The organism is Paenibacillus sp. MMO-58 (assembly GCF_037146255.1).
In the GTDB taxonomy this organism is placed as follows: domain Bacteria; phylum Bacillota; class Bacilli; order Paenibacillales; family Paenibacillaceae; genus Pristimantibacillus.
This window is the reverse complement of record NZ_JBBCVY010000001.1, coordinates 860,611-876,874: the sequence shown is the minus strand read 5'-3', so window position 1 is coordinate 876,874 and position 16,264 is coordinate 860,611. Positions and strand designations below refer to the sequence as shown.

Annotated in this window: 19 protein-coding genes; 2 read left to right on the top strand and 17 right to left on the bottom strand. The window is 51.7% G+C overall.

Annotated elements, in window-relative coordinates:
- Positions 1–13 precede the first annotated feature (13 nt).
- Genes WFJ73_RS04005 through WFJ73_RS03995 form a run of 3 tightly spaced genes read right to left on the bottom strand, consistent with a single transcriptional unit; the run spans position 14 to position 2,769 of the window.
- Positions 14–1,672, bottom strand: a complete 1,659-nt coding sequence (locus WFJ73_RS04005; RefSeq protein ID WP_336772125.1) for a spore germination protein — start codon at positions 1,670–1,672, stop codon at positions 14–16.
- Positions 1,673–1,697: 25 nt separating this feature from the next.
- Positions 1,698–2,132 carry a stage V sporulation protein AB gene (locus WFJ73_RS04000; RefSeq protein ID WP_336771802.1) on the bottom strand — a complete coding sequence of 145 codons (435 nt, stop codon included), beginning with the start codon at positions 2,130–2,132 and terminating at the stop codon, positions 1,698–1,700.
- Positions 2,119–2,769, bottom strand: a complete 651-nt coding sequence (locus WFJ73_RS03995; RefSeq protein WP_336771801.1) for a stage V sporulation protein AA — start codon at positions 2,767–2,769, stop codon at positions 2,119–2,121. The genes WFJ73_RS04000 and WFJ73_RS03995 overlap by 14 nt, the downstream gene beginning before the upstream one ends.
- 187 nt (positions 2,770–2,956) lie before the next feature.
- Here WFJ73_RS03995 and WFJ73_RS03990 point away from each other — a divergent pair, with 187 nt between their 5' ends.
- A complete protein-coding gene (locus WFJ73_RS03990) occupies positions 2,957–3,460 on the top strand; it encodes a hypothetical protein (protein ID WP_336771800.1) in 504 nt (167 codons plus the stop codon).
- A gap of 75 nt (positions 3,461–3,535) precedes the next feature.
- On the opposite strand, the gene sigF is transcribed toward WFJ73_RS03990, so the two are convergent.
- The 11 genes from sigF to ald form a co-directional block, all read right to left on the bottom strand.
- The gene (sigF, locus tag WFJ73_RS03985) at positions 3,536–4,291 is read right to left on the bottom strand and encodes an RNA polymerase sporulation sigma factor SigF (RefSeq protein WP_015843940.1); all 756 of its coding nucleotides are present in this window, start codon (positions 4,289–4,291) and stop codon (positions 3,536–3,538) included.
- A gap of 19 nt (positions 4,292–4,310) precedes the next feature.
- On the bottom strand, positions 4,311–4,754 hold the full coding sequence (gene spoIIAB / locus WFJ73_RS03980) for an anti-sigma F factor (RefSeq protein ID WP_127494291.1): 444 nt from the start codon (positions 4,752–4,754) through the stop codon (positions 4,311–4,313).
- Positions 4,754–5,107, bottom strand: a complete 354-nt coding sequence (gene spoIIAA / locus WFJ73_RS03975) for an anti-sigma F factor antagonist (protein ID WP_015843938.1) — start codon at positions 5,105–5,107, stop codon at positions 4,754–4,756. The genes spoIIAB and spoIIAA overlap by 1 nt, the downstream gene beginning before the upstream one ends.
- Before the next feature lie 121 nt (positions 5,108–5,228).
- Positions 5,229–6,446 (bottom strand): D-alanyl-D-alanine carboxypeptidase family protein, encoded by a 1,218-nt coding sequence (locus WFJ73_RS03970; protein WP_336771799.1) that lies wholly within the window; start codon positions 6,444–6,446, stop codon positions 5,229–5,231.
- A gap of 187 nt (positions 6,447–6,633) precedes the next feature.
- Positions 6,634–7,962: a pyrimidine-nucleoside phosphorylase gene (locus tag WFJ73_RS03965; RefSeq protein WP_336771798.1), complete on the bottom strand. Its 1,329-nt coding sequence runs from the start codon at positions 7,960–7,962 to the stop codon at positions 6,634–6,636.
- A 27-nt stretch (positions 7,963–7,989) separates the two neighbouring features.
- Positions 7,990–8,154, bottom strand: a complete 165-nt coding sequence (locus WFJ73_RS03960; protein ID WP_336771797.1) for an aspartyl-phosphate phosphatase Spo0E family protein — start codon at positions 8,152–8,154, stop codon at positions 7,990–7,992.
- Positions 8,155–8,264: 110 nt separating this feature from the next.
- A complete protein-coding gene (locus WFJ73_RS03955) occupies positions 8,265–9,095 on the bottom strand; it encodes a purine-nucleoside phosphorylase (RefSeq protein WP_336771796.1) in 831 nt (276 codons plus the stop codon).
- 25 nt (positions 9,096–9,120) lie between these two features.
- A complete protein-coding gene (deoB, locus tag WFJ73_RS03950) occupies positions 9,121–10,305 on the bottom strand; it encodes a phosphopentomutase (RefSeq protein ID WP_336771795.1) in 1,185 nt (394 codons plus the stop codon).
- Between the two features lie 106 nt (positions 10,306–10,411).
- Entirely contained in the window at positions 10,412–11,302 is an 891-nt protein-coding gene (xerD, locus tag WFJ73_RS03945; RefSeq protein ID WP_336771794.1) for a site-specific tyrosine recombinase XerD, read from the bottom strand.
- 142 nt (positions 11,303–11,444) lie between these two features.
- Positions 11,445–11,669 (bottom strand): YqzK family protein, encoded by a 225-nt coding sequence (locus WFJ73_RS03940; RefSeq protein ID WP_015843931.1) that lies wholly within the window; start codon positions 11,667–11,669, stop codon positions 11,445–11,447.
- A gap of 96 nt (positions 11,670–11,765) precedes the next feature.
- Complete coding sequence (gene ald, locus WFJ73_RS03935) at positions 11,766–12,908, bottom strand: alanine dehydrogenase (protein WP_336771793.1); 1,143 nt, start codon at positions 12,906–12,908, stop codon at positions 11,766–11,768.
- A gap of 221 nt (positions 12,909–13,129) precedes the next feature.
- On the opposite strand from ald, the gene WFJ73_RS03930 reads away from it, so the two are divergent.
- Positions 13,130–14,272, top strand: a complete 1,143-nt coding sequence (locus WFJ73_RS03930) for a S8 family peptidase (protein ID WP_336771792.1) — start codon at positions 13,130–13,132, stop codon at positions 14,270–14,272.
- 71 nt (positions 14,273–14,343) lie between these two features.
- On the opposite strand, the gene fur is transcribed toward WFJ73_RS03930, so the two are convergent.
- From fur to WFJ73_RS03915, 3 genes are all read right to left on the bottom strand, one after another.
- Entirely contained in the window at positions 14,344–14,802 is a 459-nt protein-coding gene (gene fur, locus WFJ73_RS03925; RefSeq protein ID WP_015843928.1) for a ferric iron uptake transcriptional regulator, read from the bottom strand.
- 92 nt (positions 14,803–14,894) lie between these two features.
- Complete coding sequence (gene spoIIM, locus WFJ73_RS03920) at positions 14,895–15,539, bottom strand: stage II sporulation protein M (protein ID WP_336771791.1); 645 nt, start codon at positions 15,537–15,539, stop codon at positions 14,895–14,897.
- An 87-nt stretch (positions 15,540–15,626) separates the two neighbouring features.
- Positions 15,627–16,184 carry an NUDIX hydrolase gene (locus tag WFJ73_RS03915; protein ID WP_336771790.1) on the bottom strand — a complete coding sequence of 186 codons (558 nt, stop codon included), beginning with the start codon at positions 16,182–16,184 and terminating at the stop codon, positions 15,627–15,629.
- Between the last annotated feature and the right edge of the window lie 80 nt (positions 16,185–16,264).

The window sequence follows — 16,264 nt, the reverse complement described above, 5'->3', positions numbered from 1 at the left end:
TATTTCTTGGTCTCTATTCTGTCCTCGGCATTTTGTCGCTTTGCTGCGGGCGAAGCAGGTTGGGACGAGTACGGTTTTTGAGCACCGGCTTCCTCACGATGATGTTCCACATCGCCCTGTAATCAAAAGGAATAAACGGCCACATATACGGGCGGTTGAACGAACGCTGCATGCTCAGCATCATCAGAATCGCGGTTGTCGCAATAACAAACCCCGGCGCGTTAAACATGGAGACGGCAATGATCAGCACAAGCCTCACTATCCGGTTGGCAAGCCCAAGCTCATAGCTTGGCGTGGCGAACATTCCCACAGCTGCAATTGCCATGTATAGAATAACTTCATTGATGAAGAGCCCGGTCTTGACCGCAATATCGCCTACCATGATGGCAGCAACGAGGGAGACGGCGGTCGCCAGCGTCGACGGCGTATGAACCGAGGCCAGCCTCATGAGATCAACGCCTACTTCCACGATCAGAAACTGCACGATAAGCGGCAGCTTGCCGATTTTCTCAGGCCCTAGGAAAGCAAGCGCCTGCGGCTTCAGCTCCGGGTGCACAACGAACAAAAGCCATAGCGGAAGCAGGAATATAGAAGAGAATATCCCGAGAAAACGGACCCATCGCAGGTACGTTCCGATAAACGGAGTCTGCCTGTTTTCCTCTGCATGCTGGATCAGATCAAAAAAGGTAGTCGGCAGTATCATCGCGCTTGGCGAAGTATCCACAAACACCACAACGGAGCCTTCCAGCAGATGTGCGGCGACAACATCGGGACGTTCGGAGTATCTGACAAGCGGAAAAGGATTCCAGCCCCTTTGCACGGTTGCTTCCTCCAATTGCTTATCCGCGAGCGGCAGACCGTCTATATGCACGAGTTCGATTTTGTCCTTGATCGATTTGACCAGCTCCGGATCAGCCAGATCATTGATATAGGCAATACAAATATCGGATTGCGTCCTTTCTCCAACCCTGACAAGCTCATAACGAAGCTGCGGATCACGGAGGCGTCTGCGGACAAGCGAGACGTTCATCATCATGGTTTCCACAAAGCCGTCCCGGCTGCCGCGCACAACGCGTTCAAGTGTCGGCTCCTCCGGATTGCGCGCCGGGAAGGCCTTGGCATCGATAATGATGGCATGCGGTTCTTTGTCAATAAACATCGCGGTGGCTCCGGATAAGACGAAGGTCAGCATTTCATCCCATTTATCCTTCTTCTCCACCTGCGCGGCAGGCACATACAAATGCAAGAAATTATGAAAGGCATCGCCCGTAACGTCGTCGGGCTGCAAATAAGTGAGCCGTTTGAGAATCTCGGTCAGGATCGTATCCTTGGCGAGGCCATTCATGTAGAAAAAGGCCACACGTCTCTCTCCAAACGTCATTTCCCGCACGACGATATCGAAGCTTACTTTATACCCCACCTCGTTCTCCAGCCGTATGTAGACCTCGTCCAGATCGCCCGGGATAGCATCATCCTTACCATCCGGTTTATCTTTCCTCGTGATGATCTGCTCTGGCGTCGAATTCCTTTTCGTTATTTCAAAAGGAGGCGTTGGGATCGCCATTCCTTGCTCTTCGTTTTTTTGCGCTTCCGGTATGTACATAAACGGGGGTGCCCCGTTCGCATGTTCCCGGTCCTTCTCCCTGTCCTTCTCCCGGTCCGTCATCGTCATCAACCTTTCGTGTCTGTTTTATTTGCTACCACTGGAAATACAGCCAATCAAACAAAGAACCCAGTGTTTTGCCCAGCACCATTGCCATCACTAGACCAACCAGATAATCGGATAGATTCATTCGTTTCGCCAAAATAGGCAGCACGTTCATCACTTCCGTTAATGCTCCTGCCAGCATGCCGACGAACATGCCGGTCATCAGACCGGAAATCGTCAGAATAATCGCCTTCGGCAGCATTAATCGCCAATCCATAAAATCAGCGAACGTCCAGTACATGGAACCGCAAATAACAGCCGTCTCGAACCACACGGATACGCGATAGGCGTAAGCCATCTGGGCAAGCCGAGGGATAAGATCGAGTATGATCAGAAACGCGACCAGTCCGCTCCCTACCGCAAGCCCTCCGGAAAGACCGAGCAGCATCACGAATATATGCATCAGCCAATCACTCATCGTCATCGCACCGCTCTCCGTACTGGCGGTTTTTTTTGCGCATCTCGTCCGCGATAACGTAGGCATTTACATTTTCCTGATACGTATACAACTCCACCTCCAGAGGATTGGGCTCTTCGTTGAACCGTTTCTTGAAGAGATGGTTAAAAAACAGAATCATGCCTAGGCCAATTCCGATTGAATACGGGATCTGGAACCATAAAGGGTGATCGGTCCGCTTGCCGGTCAGAAGCTCGACGATCCGAATATGAACCTCCTTCATGCTCACATCCGTGTGGAAGTTCATAATCGCGAGTCCCGCTCCGAAAAAGAGCAGAAGCCAGGCGAAAATAAGCACGGCAATACGCGGCTTCTGCGGTTTGGCAGATATCATGATAAGTACCTGCGGATCGCCGTAAGCTTCCACAGACAGCTGAGGAGCCGCTTCCCTAACTACCCGCACGATCTGAAGCAGATCAATGACAACCCGGTTACCGTCCCCCTTGTGATGGCGGTACAGCACAAGCTCGCTAAGCTCCTGTTCCAGCTTCTCGTTAGGCGCCAGCAGCCTGGACACCTGTCCCAGCGTTACGCTGCGCTCCGGCCGGATACTTACTTTCTTCTTTAGTCGCAGATAGAGGGCGGATGGCTCAGTTGCGTCCATCTGTCATCATTCCTTTGCTACCGCTAAGGGTTTACTTCCCTGTTAGTATGAGAAAAGGAGATATCGGATAGTCATGCTTATAGAGGTAAAAAATTGAAACCCCCGAAAGGATTAACCTTAGCCGGATGGAATTAGTAAAGAGCATCAACAACTTTTGTTTTTTGAACCATTTGGGGAAGGAACGGGAATGAACAAAATATTTATTGTCGGCATCGTGGCAAGCGGCAAAACGACGCTGGCCAAGCAATTATCCGAGCAGCTTCGTATTCCCTGGTATGAGCTTGATGCTATTGCTCATCATCGCACTGAATCGGGGAGATCGAAGCGGACGGCCGAAGAGCAGCTTCAAATCATTATGGACATCGACCGTAACGGATCATGGATATTGGAAGGGACAGACCGGGACTCCTACCAATTCCTTTACCAGATGGCGGAGAAGATTATTTTTGTGGATACGCCGCTCAAGGTACGGCGCTGGAGAATCGTATCCCGCTTCTTGAAACAAAAGCTTGGTCTGGAGCCTTGTCATTACAAGCCTGATCTTCATATGCTCCGTATGATGTTCAAGTGGACAAGCGATTTCGAGCGGAATAAAACCGCGTTTGAAGCCAAGCTGCAGGAGCATGGAGATAAGGTTGTCCGCTGCAGCGAGACAAAAAAGAAAAGACCAAATGGCTTTGCAGCACCTTGAAAAGGCTGCGGCCATTTGGTCTTTTTGCGCAGTTATTGCGCGATCTGTTCTCGTTTTACGAAGAACAAATCGCAACTATTGCGCGATCTGTTCTCGTATAGACTGCAAAATTTTCTTCTCCAACCTCGACACCTGAACCTGGGATATCCCCAAGCGGCTGGCGACTTCGGATTGGGTTTTATCCCTATAGTAACGTAAGTATACGATCAGACGCTCGCGCTCGCTCAAGCCCTCAATCGCTTCGATCAAGGCAAGCTTGTCGAACCAGCGCTCTTGGGAGTCGTCCGCTATTTGATCCATCAAGGTAATCGGGTCGCCGTCATTCTCGAATACGGTTTCGTGAATGGAAGTCGGCGGCTTGTTCGCTTCCTGCGCGAAGACCACATCCTCCGGAGTAATGCCAAGTCGATCCGCCACTTCGCTGACCGTCGGAAGACGGCCAAGCGTCTTGGACAGCTCATCCTTCATTTTCCGAACCTTATTCGCCGTCTCCTTGAGTGAACGACTGACCTTAAGCGTACCGTCATCACGCAAAAAGCGCTGAATCTCGCCGATAATCATCGGCACCGCGTAGGTAGAGAATTTCACGTCATAGGACAGGTCGAATTTATCGACGGACTTCAGCAGCCCGATACACCCGATTTGGAACAAATCCTCCGGCTCGTAACCGCGGTTAATGAACCGCTGCACGACTGACCAAACCAATCTTATGTTACATTGAACAAGCGTATCCCGGGCGATCGTGTCGCCGGATTGACTTAACGCTATCAAGCGTTTGACTTCCGCATCATCCAAATACGGCTGAGCCGTTTGCTTCAAATCGACATCCATGAGGTTCAACCCCTATACGCTAGTTATACAGCGCTTTTTTCGATTCAATACGCTTAAGCATCGCTACCCGCGTACCTTGGCCCAGCTCACTGGTTACTTCGAAACGGTCCATGAAATTTTCCATAATCGTGAAACCCATGCCCGAACGTTCCATTTCCGGCTTAGAGGTGAAAAGCGGCTGACGCGCCAGCTCCAAGTCCTCGATCCCCTTGCCATTATCCCAAATCGCAATGGAAACGACGTCGCCGTCAATGGAGGCTTCAATGGTTACCTTGCCGGCAGGATCGCTGTCATAACCGTGAATAATCGAATTCGTAACCGCTTCAGACACAGCCGTCTTCAAATCGTTCAGTTCTTCAAGCGTCGGGTCCAGCTGCGACACGAAAGATGCCACCGCAATACGGGCAAAAGCCTCATTTTCCGACCGGGCGCTAAAGGATAACGTCATTTCGTTGCGTCCCATTACGAGACCACCTCCAGACTAGAAATCGCCATTCTTTCATTGTCGTAAATGCTCATTATCTTAAACAAGCCCGACATTTCAAACAAGCGGTAGACACTCGGGTTCACGTCGCATACGACCATTTTGCCGCCTTTGCTGCGAATCTGCTTGTATCTGCCCAAAATGACGCCTAATCCGGAGCTGTCCATAAACTGCAGATCCTTCAGGCTTAGAATAATGTGGTGGCTTTCCCCTCTCATGATCTCCGCCTCCATCTTATTGCGGACAATATCCGCCGTATGATGGTCAAGTTCTCCGCGGAGACGCACGATCAATACATTACGGTAATGCTCCAGTTCTGCTTGCAGACTCATTATCGCCGTTCAACTCCTTTGGGCTTCGCTATTGGATCGCACTACGATTTCTCCGCGAATCCCCGGGTTTCCTGCACGGCGACAAAACTAGAAGAGAAGCGCTAGAAGCTGACAAAATGCGCTAAGAGAAAAGCCCCCCGAAGGAACGTTTAAGCAGTTTGAACCAACCGGCTTTATCAATCGACTGAGGCGCGTCTACCGGGAACTCCTTCACAACTTGGTCTCCCTGATAGACGACAAGCTTGCCGATGGATTGTCCGATCGCAACCGGCGCTTTAAGCGGTTCATTGATTTGCAGCTCGTAACGGATATCCTGCGTAGCCGCTCCTTTTTTGAGCAAAATGCTATAAGGATGCTTCGCAACAAGCGGTATTTCCCGCACTGCGCCCTTCTCGACCTTGATCGTTCCCATCGCGTCCCCTTCTTTGAAGATCGGATGGGTCATATATTGCGCGAATGTGAAGTCCAGCATCTGCGATACTTCGGCATTTCTTGTTTTGGTGTTTGGCTCGCCCATTACAACCGCGATCACCCGCAGGTTATCCCGTTTAGCCGTTGCCGTTAAACAGAACTTCGCTTCATTCGTGAAGCCTGTTTTGAGACCGTCGGCACCGCTGTAGAACCTTACAAGCTTGTTCGTATTCACGAGCCAGAACGGTTTCTCCGATGATTTGCGCAAATAATCCTGGTAGGACCCGGTATATTTCGTAATCTCGGAATGCTTCAGCAGCTCGCGCGACATGACGGCAATATCATGCGCTGAGGTGTAATGATCAGCAGCCGGCAGCCCATTACAGTTGGCAAAATGCGTATTTTGCAAGCCAAGCTGCTGCGCTTTCTCATTCATCATCACAACAAACTGCTGCTCGGTTCCCGCGAGCTTTTCCGCCATGGCAACAGAGGCATCGTTGCCGGAAGCCATCGCGATCCCTTTCAGCATTTCGTCAACCGTCATTTCTTCACCGGGTTCCAGGAAAATTTGAGAACCGCCCATAGATGCCGCGTATTCGCTAGTTGGCACCTTGTCGGTCAATTTGATCTTCCCGTCGTCCAATGCTTCCATGATCAGCAGCATCGTCATGACCTTCGTAATGCTCGCCGGAGGAAGCTTGACGTTGCTGTCCTTCTCGTAAATAACGGTTCCGCTGTCCGCGTCCATCAGGACCGCGGAACGAGCTGAAGGTGCTAGATCAAGCGATGCGGTCTGCTGCTGTTGGCCTTGAGCACCGGGAACGGGCTCTTTCGCGCTAGTTACGGCATTGGCATTAGCAGCAGCTGGCATTGCGGTTAGGGCAAATGCAGCGAATAGAATGAACAGCTTCGTACAAACTTTTTTCATGTGCAGGTCTCCTTCAAAGATGATGCGGTTTTTGTCGCATAAGTTTTACACCGCAATTGGGCTATATTGTCTTCTCCAGTCTTGACCTCTTTCATGAAAATTATTCCACGGAAATCGATTGCGAAATTGCAAACACAACAAAAAACGCCGTACTCCTTAAGGGAGTACGGCGGTATATGAAATGGGACTAGTAGCGCTCCGTTCCTTCTGCCGTAACAACGGACAAGAGAAGCGGACGTTCCTCAGGCTTATCAGCCGCTACCGTGTAAGCTTCGCGGACTTTATCTATTACTTCCTCCACGGTAGAATCCTGGGCGCGCGTATGAAGCACGGCAAGCGTGTCGCCTTCGCTTACCGAATCTCCAACTTTCTTGCGGATCGTGATGCCGACGGAATAGTCTATAGACGCATCCTTCGTTGCCCGTCCGGCACCCAGCAGCATCGCTGCGATTCCAAGCTCTTCCGCATCGATCGCGGCGATAAACCCTGCGGAAGAGGCTTTTACCTCTACTAGCTCCGCAGCCTGCGGTAACCGATTAACGTCATCTACGACCGATACATCCCCGCCCTGAGCGGCAACAAACTGCTTGAATTTGGCGAGGGCCTCACCATTATCAAGCTTGCTTTGAAGGAGCCCTCTCGCTTCTGCAACCGTCGAAGCTTTTCCGCCAAGAACAACCATATGCGCGCCCAAGGTAAGACATAATTCGGTAAGATCGGCGGGACCGTTGCCCTGCAGCGTTTCAATAGCCTCCCGGACTTCCAGCGCATTGCCGATAGCGAAGCCAAGGGGCTGATCCATATCGCTGATGACGGCAGCCGTCTGCCGGCCGACCTGGGTACCGATCTCTACCATAGCCTGGGCCAGCTTCTCGGAATCATCCACGGTCTTCATAAAAGCGCCGCTTCCCGTCTTCACATCCAGCACGATGGCATCGGCACCGGCCGCGATCTTCTTGCTCATGACAGAGCTCGCTATTAACGGAATGGATTCGACGGTAGCCGTCACATCCCGCAGCGCGTACAGCTTTTTGTCCGCCGGTGCCAGATTTCCGCTTTGTCCGATAACCGACAATCCAAGCTCATTCACTTGTTCTAGGAATTTCTCCCTCGTCAGCTCTGTCTGGAAGCCTGCAATCGATTCCAATTTATCAATAGTTCCTCCGGTATGGCCAAGTCCTCTGCCGGACATTTTGGCAACCGGAACACCAACGGATGCGACAAGCGGGGCAATAATCAGCGTTGTTTTGTCGCCTACACCGCCCGTGCTATGCTTGTCCACCTTTACTCCCGCAATCGGAGCCAGATCTACCTGGTCTCCCGAATTCGCCATGGCAAGCGTAAGTGCCGCCGTCTCGGCCGGGGTCATCCCCCGAAAGAGTACCGCCATAGCCCAAGCCGACATCTGATAATCCGGAATGTCCCCATCGCAATAGCCATCCACCAGAAACGTCAATTCTTTTGCAGTCAGCTCTCCGCCGTCCCGCTTCTTTTGTATTAGATCTACTGCTCGCATGTTATTCACTCCGTTTCTGCCGCGCAGTCATTTATTAGAATGCGCTCGCAGCATTTGTTGCCGAACGATCAGTTCGTCCAGCATTTGGCTCAGCTGGAGCACCTCACGATGTACAAATGTTTTCTTTTTCATTGCTTTTTCAACCATTTTCCCTCTAAGTTGCTCGATTTCGACGAGTAATAGCTTGTCCACTTTATCTCCACTCCATCATCGCATAATCATGGACATTATACGACGAGCTCGCCATCAAATACTGTCATATTCCGTCGAGTCAATTGTTACATTTTTATTACAAAGATCTACTAAAAAAGTCGGATAACTTCCTTCACCAGCGCCAAAAATTCAGTTTTTACGCGTTCCGTCGTTTCCATAACCTCGGCATGCGACAATGGCTGGTCAAGCACCCCTGCCGCCATATTGCTGATACAGGAAATACCGAGAACTTCAATGCCGGAATGGCGGGCAGCAATGACTTCAGCAACAGTCGACATGCCGACAGCATCCGCACCTAATACGCGCAGCATGCGAATTTCGGCAGGCGTCTCGTACGTTGGCCCAAGCAGGCCTGCGTAAACGCCTTCTTGCAGCTTAAGGCCTTGTTTAGCCGCCGTTTCGCGGGCAATCGCGCGCAGACGCTTGCTGTAGGCCTCGGACATGTCGGGAAATCTTACGCCTAGCTCATTATCGTTAGGACCGATCAGCGGGTTTTTACCCGTCATGTTCAGATGGTCGGAGATCAACATCAGGTTGCCTGCCTCATAACCGAGATTCACGCCGCCTGCAGCATTTGTTACCAGCAAGGACGACACGCCAAGCGCCTTCATGACGCGAACAGGAAATGCCGTCAGCTCCGGTCCGTATCCTTCGTACATATGGAATCTGCCGCGCATAAGCACTACCGCTCTGCCGGATAAGGTTCCGACTACCAGCTCTCCCGCATGGCCTTCAACCGTAGAAACCGGGAAATGCGGAATCTCGCTGTAGTCGATCGTAACCGGGTTTTCGATATGATCGCCAAGCACGCCAAGGCCGGAGCCCATAATCAAGCCAATCTCCGGCTTCACCTGTACTTTGCCGGCGATAAAGGAAGCAGCCTCTTTAATCTGCGCTGCTGTCATTGTAGTTAAACTCATCGTTAGTTCCTCCTCTTAATCCTTATTACTCTTTTGTCTTCAGCAAGCTTAAGAAGCTTGCGCCGTTTGGCGGTGTCGGCACGCCGAAATTGCCGGCAATTGTAGCGCCTAGATCCGAGAAGGTTGCTCTTGTGTCAAGCCGCTCCGGATTTGCGAATGCAGGGCTGTATAGCAGAATCGGTACGTATTCGCGTGTATGATCGGTTCCGGGATGGGTTGGATCATTGCCGTGATCGGCTGTAACGATCAATAGGTCCCGTTCTCCAAGCGTGCTTTCGAGCTCCGGAACCGCACGGTCGAACTCCTCCAGAGCTTTCGCGTACCCTTCCGGATCGCGCCGGTGTCCGTACAAAGAATCAAAATCCACAAGATTGGTGAACAACAAGCCTTTGAACGGCCTTTTCAACGCTTCAACCGTACGTGCAATTCCGTCGGCATTGCTTTTGGTCGACGTTGTTGCCGCAATGCCTTCGCCGTCAAAGATATCGTTAATCTTGCCGATGGCGATGGTGTCGAGCCCGTTATCCTTCAGCAGGTTCAGGACGGTAGGCTCGGGCGGTTTTACCGCATAATCGTGACGGTTAGGCGTACGCTTGAAGGCGCCGGGTGAACCGAGATACGGCCTGGCGATAACCCGTCCCACGGCAAACCGCTCGTCCATCGTTAATTCACGGGCGATCTCGCAGCCGCGGTACAGCTCCTCGAGCGGAATAACGTCCTCGTGAGCCGCAATCTGGAACACGCTGTCGGCGGACGTATAAACGATCCATGCCCCTGTCTCCATCTGCTCGGCGCCTAGCTCATCCAGGATCTCGGTGCCGCTGGCCGGCTTGTTGCCAATCACCTTGCGGCCGGTACGTTCTTCGAACGCCTGAATCAATTCGGCCGGAAAGCCTTCCGGAAACGTCTGGAACGGTACGGTAATATTAAGCCCCATCAGTTCCCAATGACCGGTCATGGTGTCTTTGCCAACCGAGACTTCAGCCATTTTGCCATAATAAGCGGCTGCTTTCCCTTCCGGCTTCCAGTCCGCCAGATCGGCAATCCGGTCAAGTCCCCAGCGGCGCAGGTTCGGAAGCTGAATGGAAGGCACGCGTTCGATAATATGGCCTAGCGTATGGGAACCGCTGTCTCCGAAGGACGGCGCATCCGGCAATTCGCCGATGCCGACGCTGTCTAATACGATTACTGCAATACGATCAAATTTCATGGGTATCCTCCTAAAAAGAATTGCAACACGCTTTTGGTTGCAATTCTTGCTTCGTAAGCGTAAACCTAAAGAATTGCAACACGCTTTTGGTTGCAATTCTTGTAAATCAAGCCCGGGGATGGGCATTCGAATAGATATCCTTCATTTTCACCTTGGAGACCTTCGTGTAACGCTGGGTGGTCGAAATGTCCGCATGGCCAAGCAGCTCCTGGACGGCCCGGAGATCAGCCCCGTTCTCCAGCAGATGCGCAGCAAACGAATGGCGAAGGGTATGCGGTGTAATCTCTTCGGAAATTCCGGCTTCCTTCGCGTATTTCTTAACCATCTTCCAGAAGCCCTGCCTCGTCATCCGGGTACCAAGCTGATTGAGGAACAAAGCGGGCTCGTCCTCCGATTGCCGGAGCAGCTCCGCTCTGCCATTCGCCAAATAATCGTCAAGGGCAGCTGCCGCCATTCGCCCAAACGGGATGATCCGTTCTTTCATGCCGCTGCCTACGCACCGAATGATGTTTAATTGCGAATTTACGCTGTCCACATTTAGCGAAATCAGCTCGGACACCCGAATCCCGGTAGCATACAGGAGCTCCAGCATCGCTTTGTCCCGCTTCCCGGCAGCCGTAACCGACTGAGGCGTTTCAAGCAGTTGGCCGGCGTTCTCCATCGACAGCACGCTTGGTTCTTTCTTTTCCTGCTTGGGGGACTCTATGTAGATGGCGGGATTAAGCTGAATATAACCGTTTACCGCCAAATAATGAAAAAAGGCGCGTATGGACGCGATATGCCGCGATACCGTCGAAGCCTTGCGTCCGCTTTCTTTCAGACGCAGTAAATAATGCGACAAATGGTGACGCCCTACGTCGGCCACATTCGCAATCGATTGCTGTTCCAGATAGTCGAGCAAGCCTTGCAAGTCGCGTCCGTAAGACTCCAGCGTACTGCTGGATAAGGCGCGCTCGTTCATTAAATATTGTATAAAGGATTCTACTTGAGCTTTCATGCCGGTTCCTTTCGTTCCAGAAGGATGATCAAGGCCATAGGACTATGGCCCTTGTCTGCGGGCAAGTTATCCTGCTAAACAACTATTCCACAACCGGCCGTTCAAATCCTGCTTTTTCGCTTTTATTTTATAACAGGTTATATCATTCCCCATACCAATAAAACCATCTCAGCCGATCCGTAATGCTCCCTTTCTCCGCATCAGCCTGAAAAACCTTCAACGCAGCCCCTTTAGGCTCTCTATAAGGGTGGACGGGCGCAATCACGTCAACCAGCCAGCGATAGCTGCCCGTCACGATCAGAAGCAACAAGGTGAATATCACAACAAACAAGATACGGCTTAACCATCTGCGCAGGGAGAGGACCATCTGCCTTCCTCCTTTATTTTTACGGTTGTCCATCCGTAACAATTTATGAAGGAGGAATTGTGGTTATGCCTTTAATCACGCCTAGCTCGCCTAAAGTCAGGGCTCCAGATTGTCGAAAGCGATGCTGTCCAGCCAGCGTTGCAGGGGAGTGTACGGGAGTCCCGAAGCCTCTGCGACAGGCTCATAGGTGACAGTGCCCCTGTGAGTGTTGACGCCTTTCTGCAGCGGCACACTGCTTCTAATCGCCCCCCATCCCCGGCTTGCAAGATCAAGCGCATACGGCATCGTAACATTCGTTAAAGCAAAGGTGGACGTGCGCGGAACGGCACCCGGAATATTGGCGACCGCATAATGGACCACGCCATGCTTGATATAGATGGGATCCTTGTGCGTGGTTGGCCGGTCAACGGTTGCAATCGACCCGCCTTGGTCAACCGCGACATCGACAATAACCGAGCCTTTTTTCATGGATTGCACCATCGTTTCCGTAACCAGATGCGGCGCTTTTGCTCCCGGTATCAAGACCGCTCCAATCAGTAGATCCGCTTTTCCAACAGCTTCCGCAATATTATAGGGACTCGACATGACCGTCCGGAGCCGTCCTCCGAACACATCATCCAGGTATCTCATGCGGTCTGTGCTTTTTTCCAAAATCACAACGTTAGCGCCCATGCCTAATGCTATCTTGGCTGCGTTGGTTCCTACAATTCCACCGCCAATAATAACGACCTCAGCTGGCGGTACCCCCGGAACGCCTCCCAACAATACGCCCCTGCCGCCGTTAAAAGCTTCAAGAAACTGCGAACCCACCTGTACGGACATGCGTCCCGCCACTTCGCTCATTGGCGTTAACAAGGGCAGGCTTCCGTTTGCGAGCTGAATCGTCTCGTAAGCAATCCCCGTTACACCGCTGTCCATCAATGCTCGCGTAAGCTCGGGTGCTGCGGCAAGATGCAAATACGTGAACAATATCAATCCTTCGCGAAAATAGGCGTATTCTTCCTTAAGCGGCTCCTTGACCTTCATGATCATATCCGCTTCTCTCCATACCTCCGATGCGTCCCCTCGAATCTCCGCACCTTCATACTCGTAATCCCGATCCTCAAATCCGCTTCCTTCGCCGGCTTTCGTCTCCACAATCACCTTATGGCCTGCCGCCTTCAGCATGGTTACGCCCGCCGGGGTAAGCGCAACACGGTACTCGCTCGATTTAATTTCCTTCGGAACGCCGATAATCATTAGCTACCCCTCCTGGAATGTGGCGCACTATCTACTATGTTGTATGAAACTTTAGGGACAAATGTCAGCCCATAAGCCTACCTTTTCCAGCCCGATCGAAAAATATGTGCTTTTATTCCGTACAGGTGTCCATAACGAACGCGGCTGGCTCTCCATACACTGAACAAGCACATTTTCATTGGCTTTGTCGATCTTTATATAGAACGAATAGGAGAATGCATATGCCAAAGCTGGAAAAGCTGCTGTTCACAAGCTCAAAGCGTGTCCCATCCAGAAATACCTTCCGTAAACTAATTACCTTTAAAACGGGTCGATCATATAAAAAATATCTCAAAAAGCTCCGTATTAAAGGGTTAAAGCCATACAAACGGATGCCGGCCCTCCGAACGATCGGCTGTCATTTCGACAAGCGCCGCCCTTGGAAATCCATTGCAAGACACCCGGAAGTAAAAAGGGTCGAGAGCGATGTCCGGATCCGGGTGCATCTCTTCAGAAAGCATAAGGCATCGGCGAGAAGCAAAACGGTCCATGCAACGGCGGCGGCATGCCCGCCTGAGCTGACATGGAATATATGCCGCATAAAGGCCCATGAAGCATGGCCGCGGATAACCGGCGGGAAGATAAAGGTCGCTATTATCGATACGGGAATTGCAGCGCATCCTAATCTGCAGATTGCAGGAGGAGTTAACACGATTCGGGGCGGAAGCTACGCGGATGACAACGGCCATGGCACCCATGTCGCGGGAATAACCGCAGCCAAAGGCTTGGACGGAATTAAGGGGGTAGCCCCCGATGTCGAGCTGTATGCCGTTAAAGCCTTGGACAGCCGGGGCGGCGGGTACGTCTCCAGCATCATTGCCGGCGTAGACTGGTGTATCCGCAATAAGATGGATGTCATCAATATGAGCTTTGGCCTTGTTGGTTCTTCCGTCAGCCGCGCGCTCAGAGAGGTTATCGCAAAAGCCTATAATCAGGGAATTGTTATCGTCGCTTCTGCAGGCAACTCCGGTACGGAGGATAACGGCAAGATTGACGCACCGGCATCTTTTCCCGAAGTGATGGCTATTGCCGCAACCGATATGTCGGATAAAGTTACCGGCTTTAGCAGCCGAGGCTCGGGGATCGATCTTGCCGCACCCGGTGAGCAGATAAAGTCCACATGGCTAAATGGCGGATATATGACGCTATCCGGCACCAGCATGTCCTCCCCGCATGCTGCGGGCGGAGTTGCTCTACTGTTATCCAGACAGACGGGACTTAGCCCAACCAAGGCCACGGAGCAGCTTAAGAGCTGGGCGCTTCCGCTGCTTTCCGAGAGCGAGAACGAGCGTGGTGCAGGCCTCCTGCAGCTGGATCGCATTTAACGGTACAATCAGATCGTCCAAGAAACGCCAAAACGGCTTTGCCGTCCAGTTACGCTGGGCAGCAAAGCCGTTTATTCATTTGATTTGTCATTATTCGCGTTGCAACGGTGACATACGCCTTGGAAGTCGAGACGATGGTCGATAACGGTAAAGCCGTATTCTTGCTCCAGCCGTTCCTCCAGCGGAAGAAGCCAATCTTCCTTAATCTCGTCCATTGCGCCGCACTGTACGCAAATTAGATGATGATGATGGTGCTTGCTGCTATCCGTACGAAGATCATAGCGGGCAACGCCGTCACCAAAGTTAAGTTTCTCGACTACATGCATTTCGCTCAGCAATTCGAGCGTACGGTATACCGTAGCGAGTCCGATTTCCGGGGCCTTGTCCTTTACGAGCATGAATACATCCTCGGCGCTTAAGTGATCCTCTTCATTCTCAAGCAATACACGAACGGTTGCTTCACGCTGCGGGGTTAATTTGTAGCCCTGCGACTGCAACTGTTGTTTTATCTTCTCAATCCGGGCTTCCATGATTTCCCCCCTACCACATGTCTGCGCCAACATCAGGAAACGTTTGCTTTCATTATAGGGGTTAACCATTCCTAAAGTCAAACATTTTGCCGTTAGACGCCTGTTGCAGCCCCTGTCAGATAAGGAGCCGCCCACTGCATGAAGTAAGGCGACAGATACGCTTCCAGCAAAGATGCTCCGGCCAAAAGCAGCAGCATAAGCAGTGCCGTCGACGTAAACGTCGCGATTTGGGGAGCCAATGTTCCTTTTTGCTGAAGCAGGCGATTTTTGATGACATAGGTCGAAAAGGTAATGGCTGCAACGCTAGTTATCATAATAGCCGGCACTACGATCAGATTCGGCGGAGCAACGGAGGCCAGCGAGAACAATACGCCTTTCCATGCATGCTGGGAGATTAAGGACCCAACCGCAAAGCCGACCAGCGCCCCTTTCAGAAAATCCAGCGCCAGAACAAACGGAATCCCCACTACCGATATGCCTAGAAACCATAACAAAAACAGCCATTTGCCATGAAAGAAAAAGCTGTCCCAGAACGACTGCGCCGCATCGGGCGTTACGCCGTCATTCACCAGCCTGATATATTGATTCACATCCGCCGCCAAATCCTGCTGCTGCTCCAGTGTCAAAGCGTTGACCATCAGCCCGCCGAATATGGCTCCTACGACAAACAATACGGCAACGAAAACATACAAGGTCAGCTGGTTTTTTACCGCGTCTTGAAAAGCTGGCGAACGCATGGAACACTCTCCCTTCTTGTCCTGATGATAAAGTGTATGTTCCCTTTATTCACCGTATGACGTCCAAGAGAGCGCTCGGGACAAGTTTTAGATCTTCCCCGTCAACTGATAAAGCTTCCACGCGTACACGGCCAGAATCGTCTTTGCGTCGCTGATTCGGCCTTCCGCGATATAAGCCTCCGCCTGCTCTAGCGTTATCGCTTCTACCCGCAGATACTCATCTTCATCCGTATGCTGCGTGCCTGCCGTTACCTTTTCCGCGAAATACAGGTACAGCTTCTCGTCGGCAAAGCCGGGCGAGGTAAAAAAGCCGCTGACAAGCTTCAGGCTGTCGGACTTATAGCCGGTCTCTTCTTCCAGCTCGCGTGCCGCGGCTTCCATCGGATCTTCTCCGGCATCCAGCTTACCGGCGGGAATTTCAATCTGGAACTTCTCCAGCGGCTTACGGAACTGTTCGACAACAAGCAGCTTTCCGTCAAGCAGTGCCATAACGGCAGCAGCGCCCGGATGCTTCACAATCTCGCGCGTAGCTGTGCGGCCATCCGGCATCGCAACGGTATCCACCTGGAGCGTAATCATTTTCCCCTCGAAAATAGGTTGTGTGCTGATTGTTTCTTCCCGCCATAGCTCGTTGTTCTGACTCATACTGATTCTCCCCTGTTCTTCGAATGATGAAATACGGAATAACTTGTCCTCTTTTTACATATCCATTGCATATAAGACAT

Excerpts from the sequence above, each read along its gene's own strand:
- WFJ73_RS04005 (WP_336772125.1), bottom strand. The coding sequence starts at position 1,672 with ATGACGATGACGGACCGGGAGAAGGACAGGGAGAAGGACCGGGAACAT.
- WFJ73_RS04000 (WP_336771802.1), bottom strand. The coding sequence starts at position 2,132 with ATGACGATGAGTGATTGGCTGATGCATATATTCGTGATGCTGCTCGGT.
- WFJ73_RS03995 (WP_336771801.1), bottom strand. The coding sequence starts at position 2,769 with ATGGACGCAACTGAGCCATCCGCCCTCTATCTGCGACTAAAGAAGAAA.
- WFJ73_RS03990 (WP_336771800.1), top strand. The coding sequence starts at position 2,957 with ATGAACAAAATATTTATTGTCGGCATCGTGGCAAGCGGCAAAACGACG.
- sigF (WP_015843940.1), bottom strand. The coding sequence starts at position 4,291 with ATGGATGTCGATTTGAAGCAAACGGCTCAGCCGTATTTGGATGATGCG.
- spoIIAB (WP_127494291.1), bottom strand. The coding sequence starts at position 4,754 with ATGGGACGCAACGAAATGACGTTATCCTTTAGCGCCCGGTCGGAAAAT.
- spoIIAA (WP_015843938.1), bottom strand. The coding sequence starts at position 5,107 with ATGAGTCTGCAAGCAGAACTGGAGCATTACCGTAATGTATTGATCGTG.
- WFJ73_RS03970 (WP_336771799.1), bottom strand. The coding sequence starts at position 6,446 with ATGAAAAAAGTTTGTACGAAGCTGTTCATTCTATTCGCTGCATTTGCC.
- WFJ73_RS03965 (WP_336771798.1), bottom strand. The coding sequence starts at position 7,962 with ATGCGAGCAGTAGATCTAATACAAAAGAAGCGGGACGGCGGAGAGCTG.
- WFJ73_RS03955 (WP_336771796.1), bottom strand. The coding sequence starts at position 9,095 with ATGAGTTTAACTACAATGACAGCAGCGCAGATTAAAGAGGCTGCTTCC.
- deoB (WP_336771795.1), bottom strand. The coding sequence starts at position 10,305 with ATGAAATTTGATCGTATTGCAGTAATCGTATTAGACAGCGTCGGCATC.
- xerD (WP_336771794.1), bottom strand. The coding sequence starts at position 11,302 with ATGAAAGCTCAAGTAGAATCCTTTATACAATATTTAATGAACGAGCGC.
- WFJ73_RS03940 (WP_015843931.1), bottom strand. The coding sequence starts at position 11,669 with ATGGTCCTCTCCCTGCGCAGATGGTTAAGCCGTATCTTGTTTGTTGTG.
- ald (WP_336771793.1), bottom strand. The coding sequence starts at position 12,908 with ATGATTATCGGCGTTCCGAAGGAAATTAAATCGAGCGAGTACCGTGTT.
- WFJ73_RS03930 (WP_336771792.1), top strand. The coding sequence starts at position 13,130 with ATGCCAAAGCTGGAAAAGCTGCTGTTCACAAGCTCAAAGCGTGTCCCA.
- fur (WP_015843928.1), bottom strand. The coding sequence starts at position 14,802 with ATGGAAGCCCGGATTGAGAAGATAAAACAACAGTTGCAGTCGCAGGGC.
- spoIIM (WP_336771791.1), bottom strand. The coding sequence starts at position 15,539 with ATGCGTTCGCCAGCTTTTCAAGACGCGGTAAAAAACCAGCTGACCTTG.
- WFJ73_RS03915 (WP_336771790.1), bottom strand. The coding sequence starts at position 16,184 with ATGAGTCAGAACAACGAGCTATGGCGGGAAGAAACAATCAGCACACAA.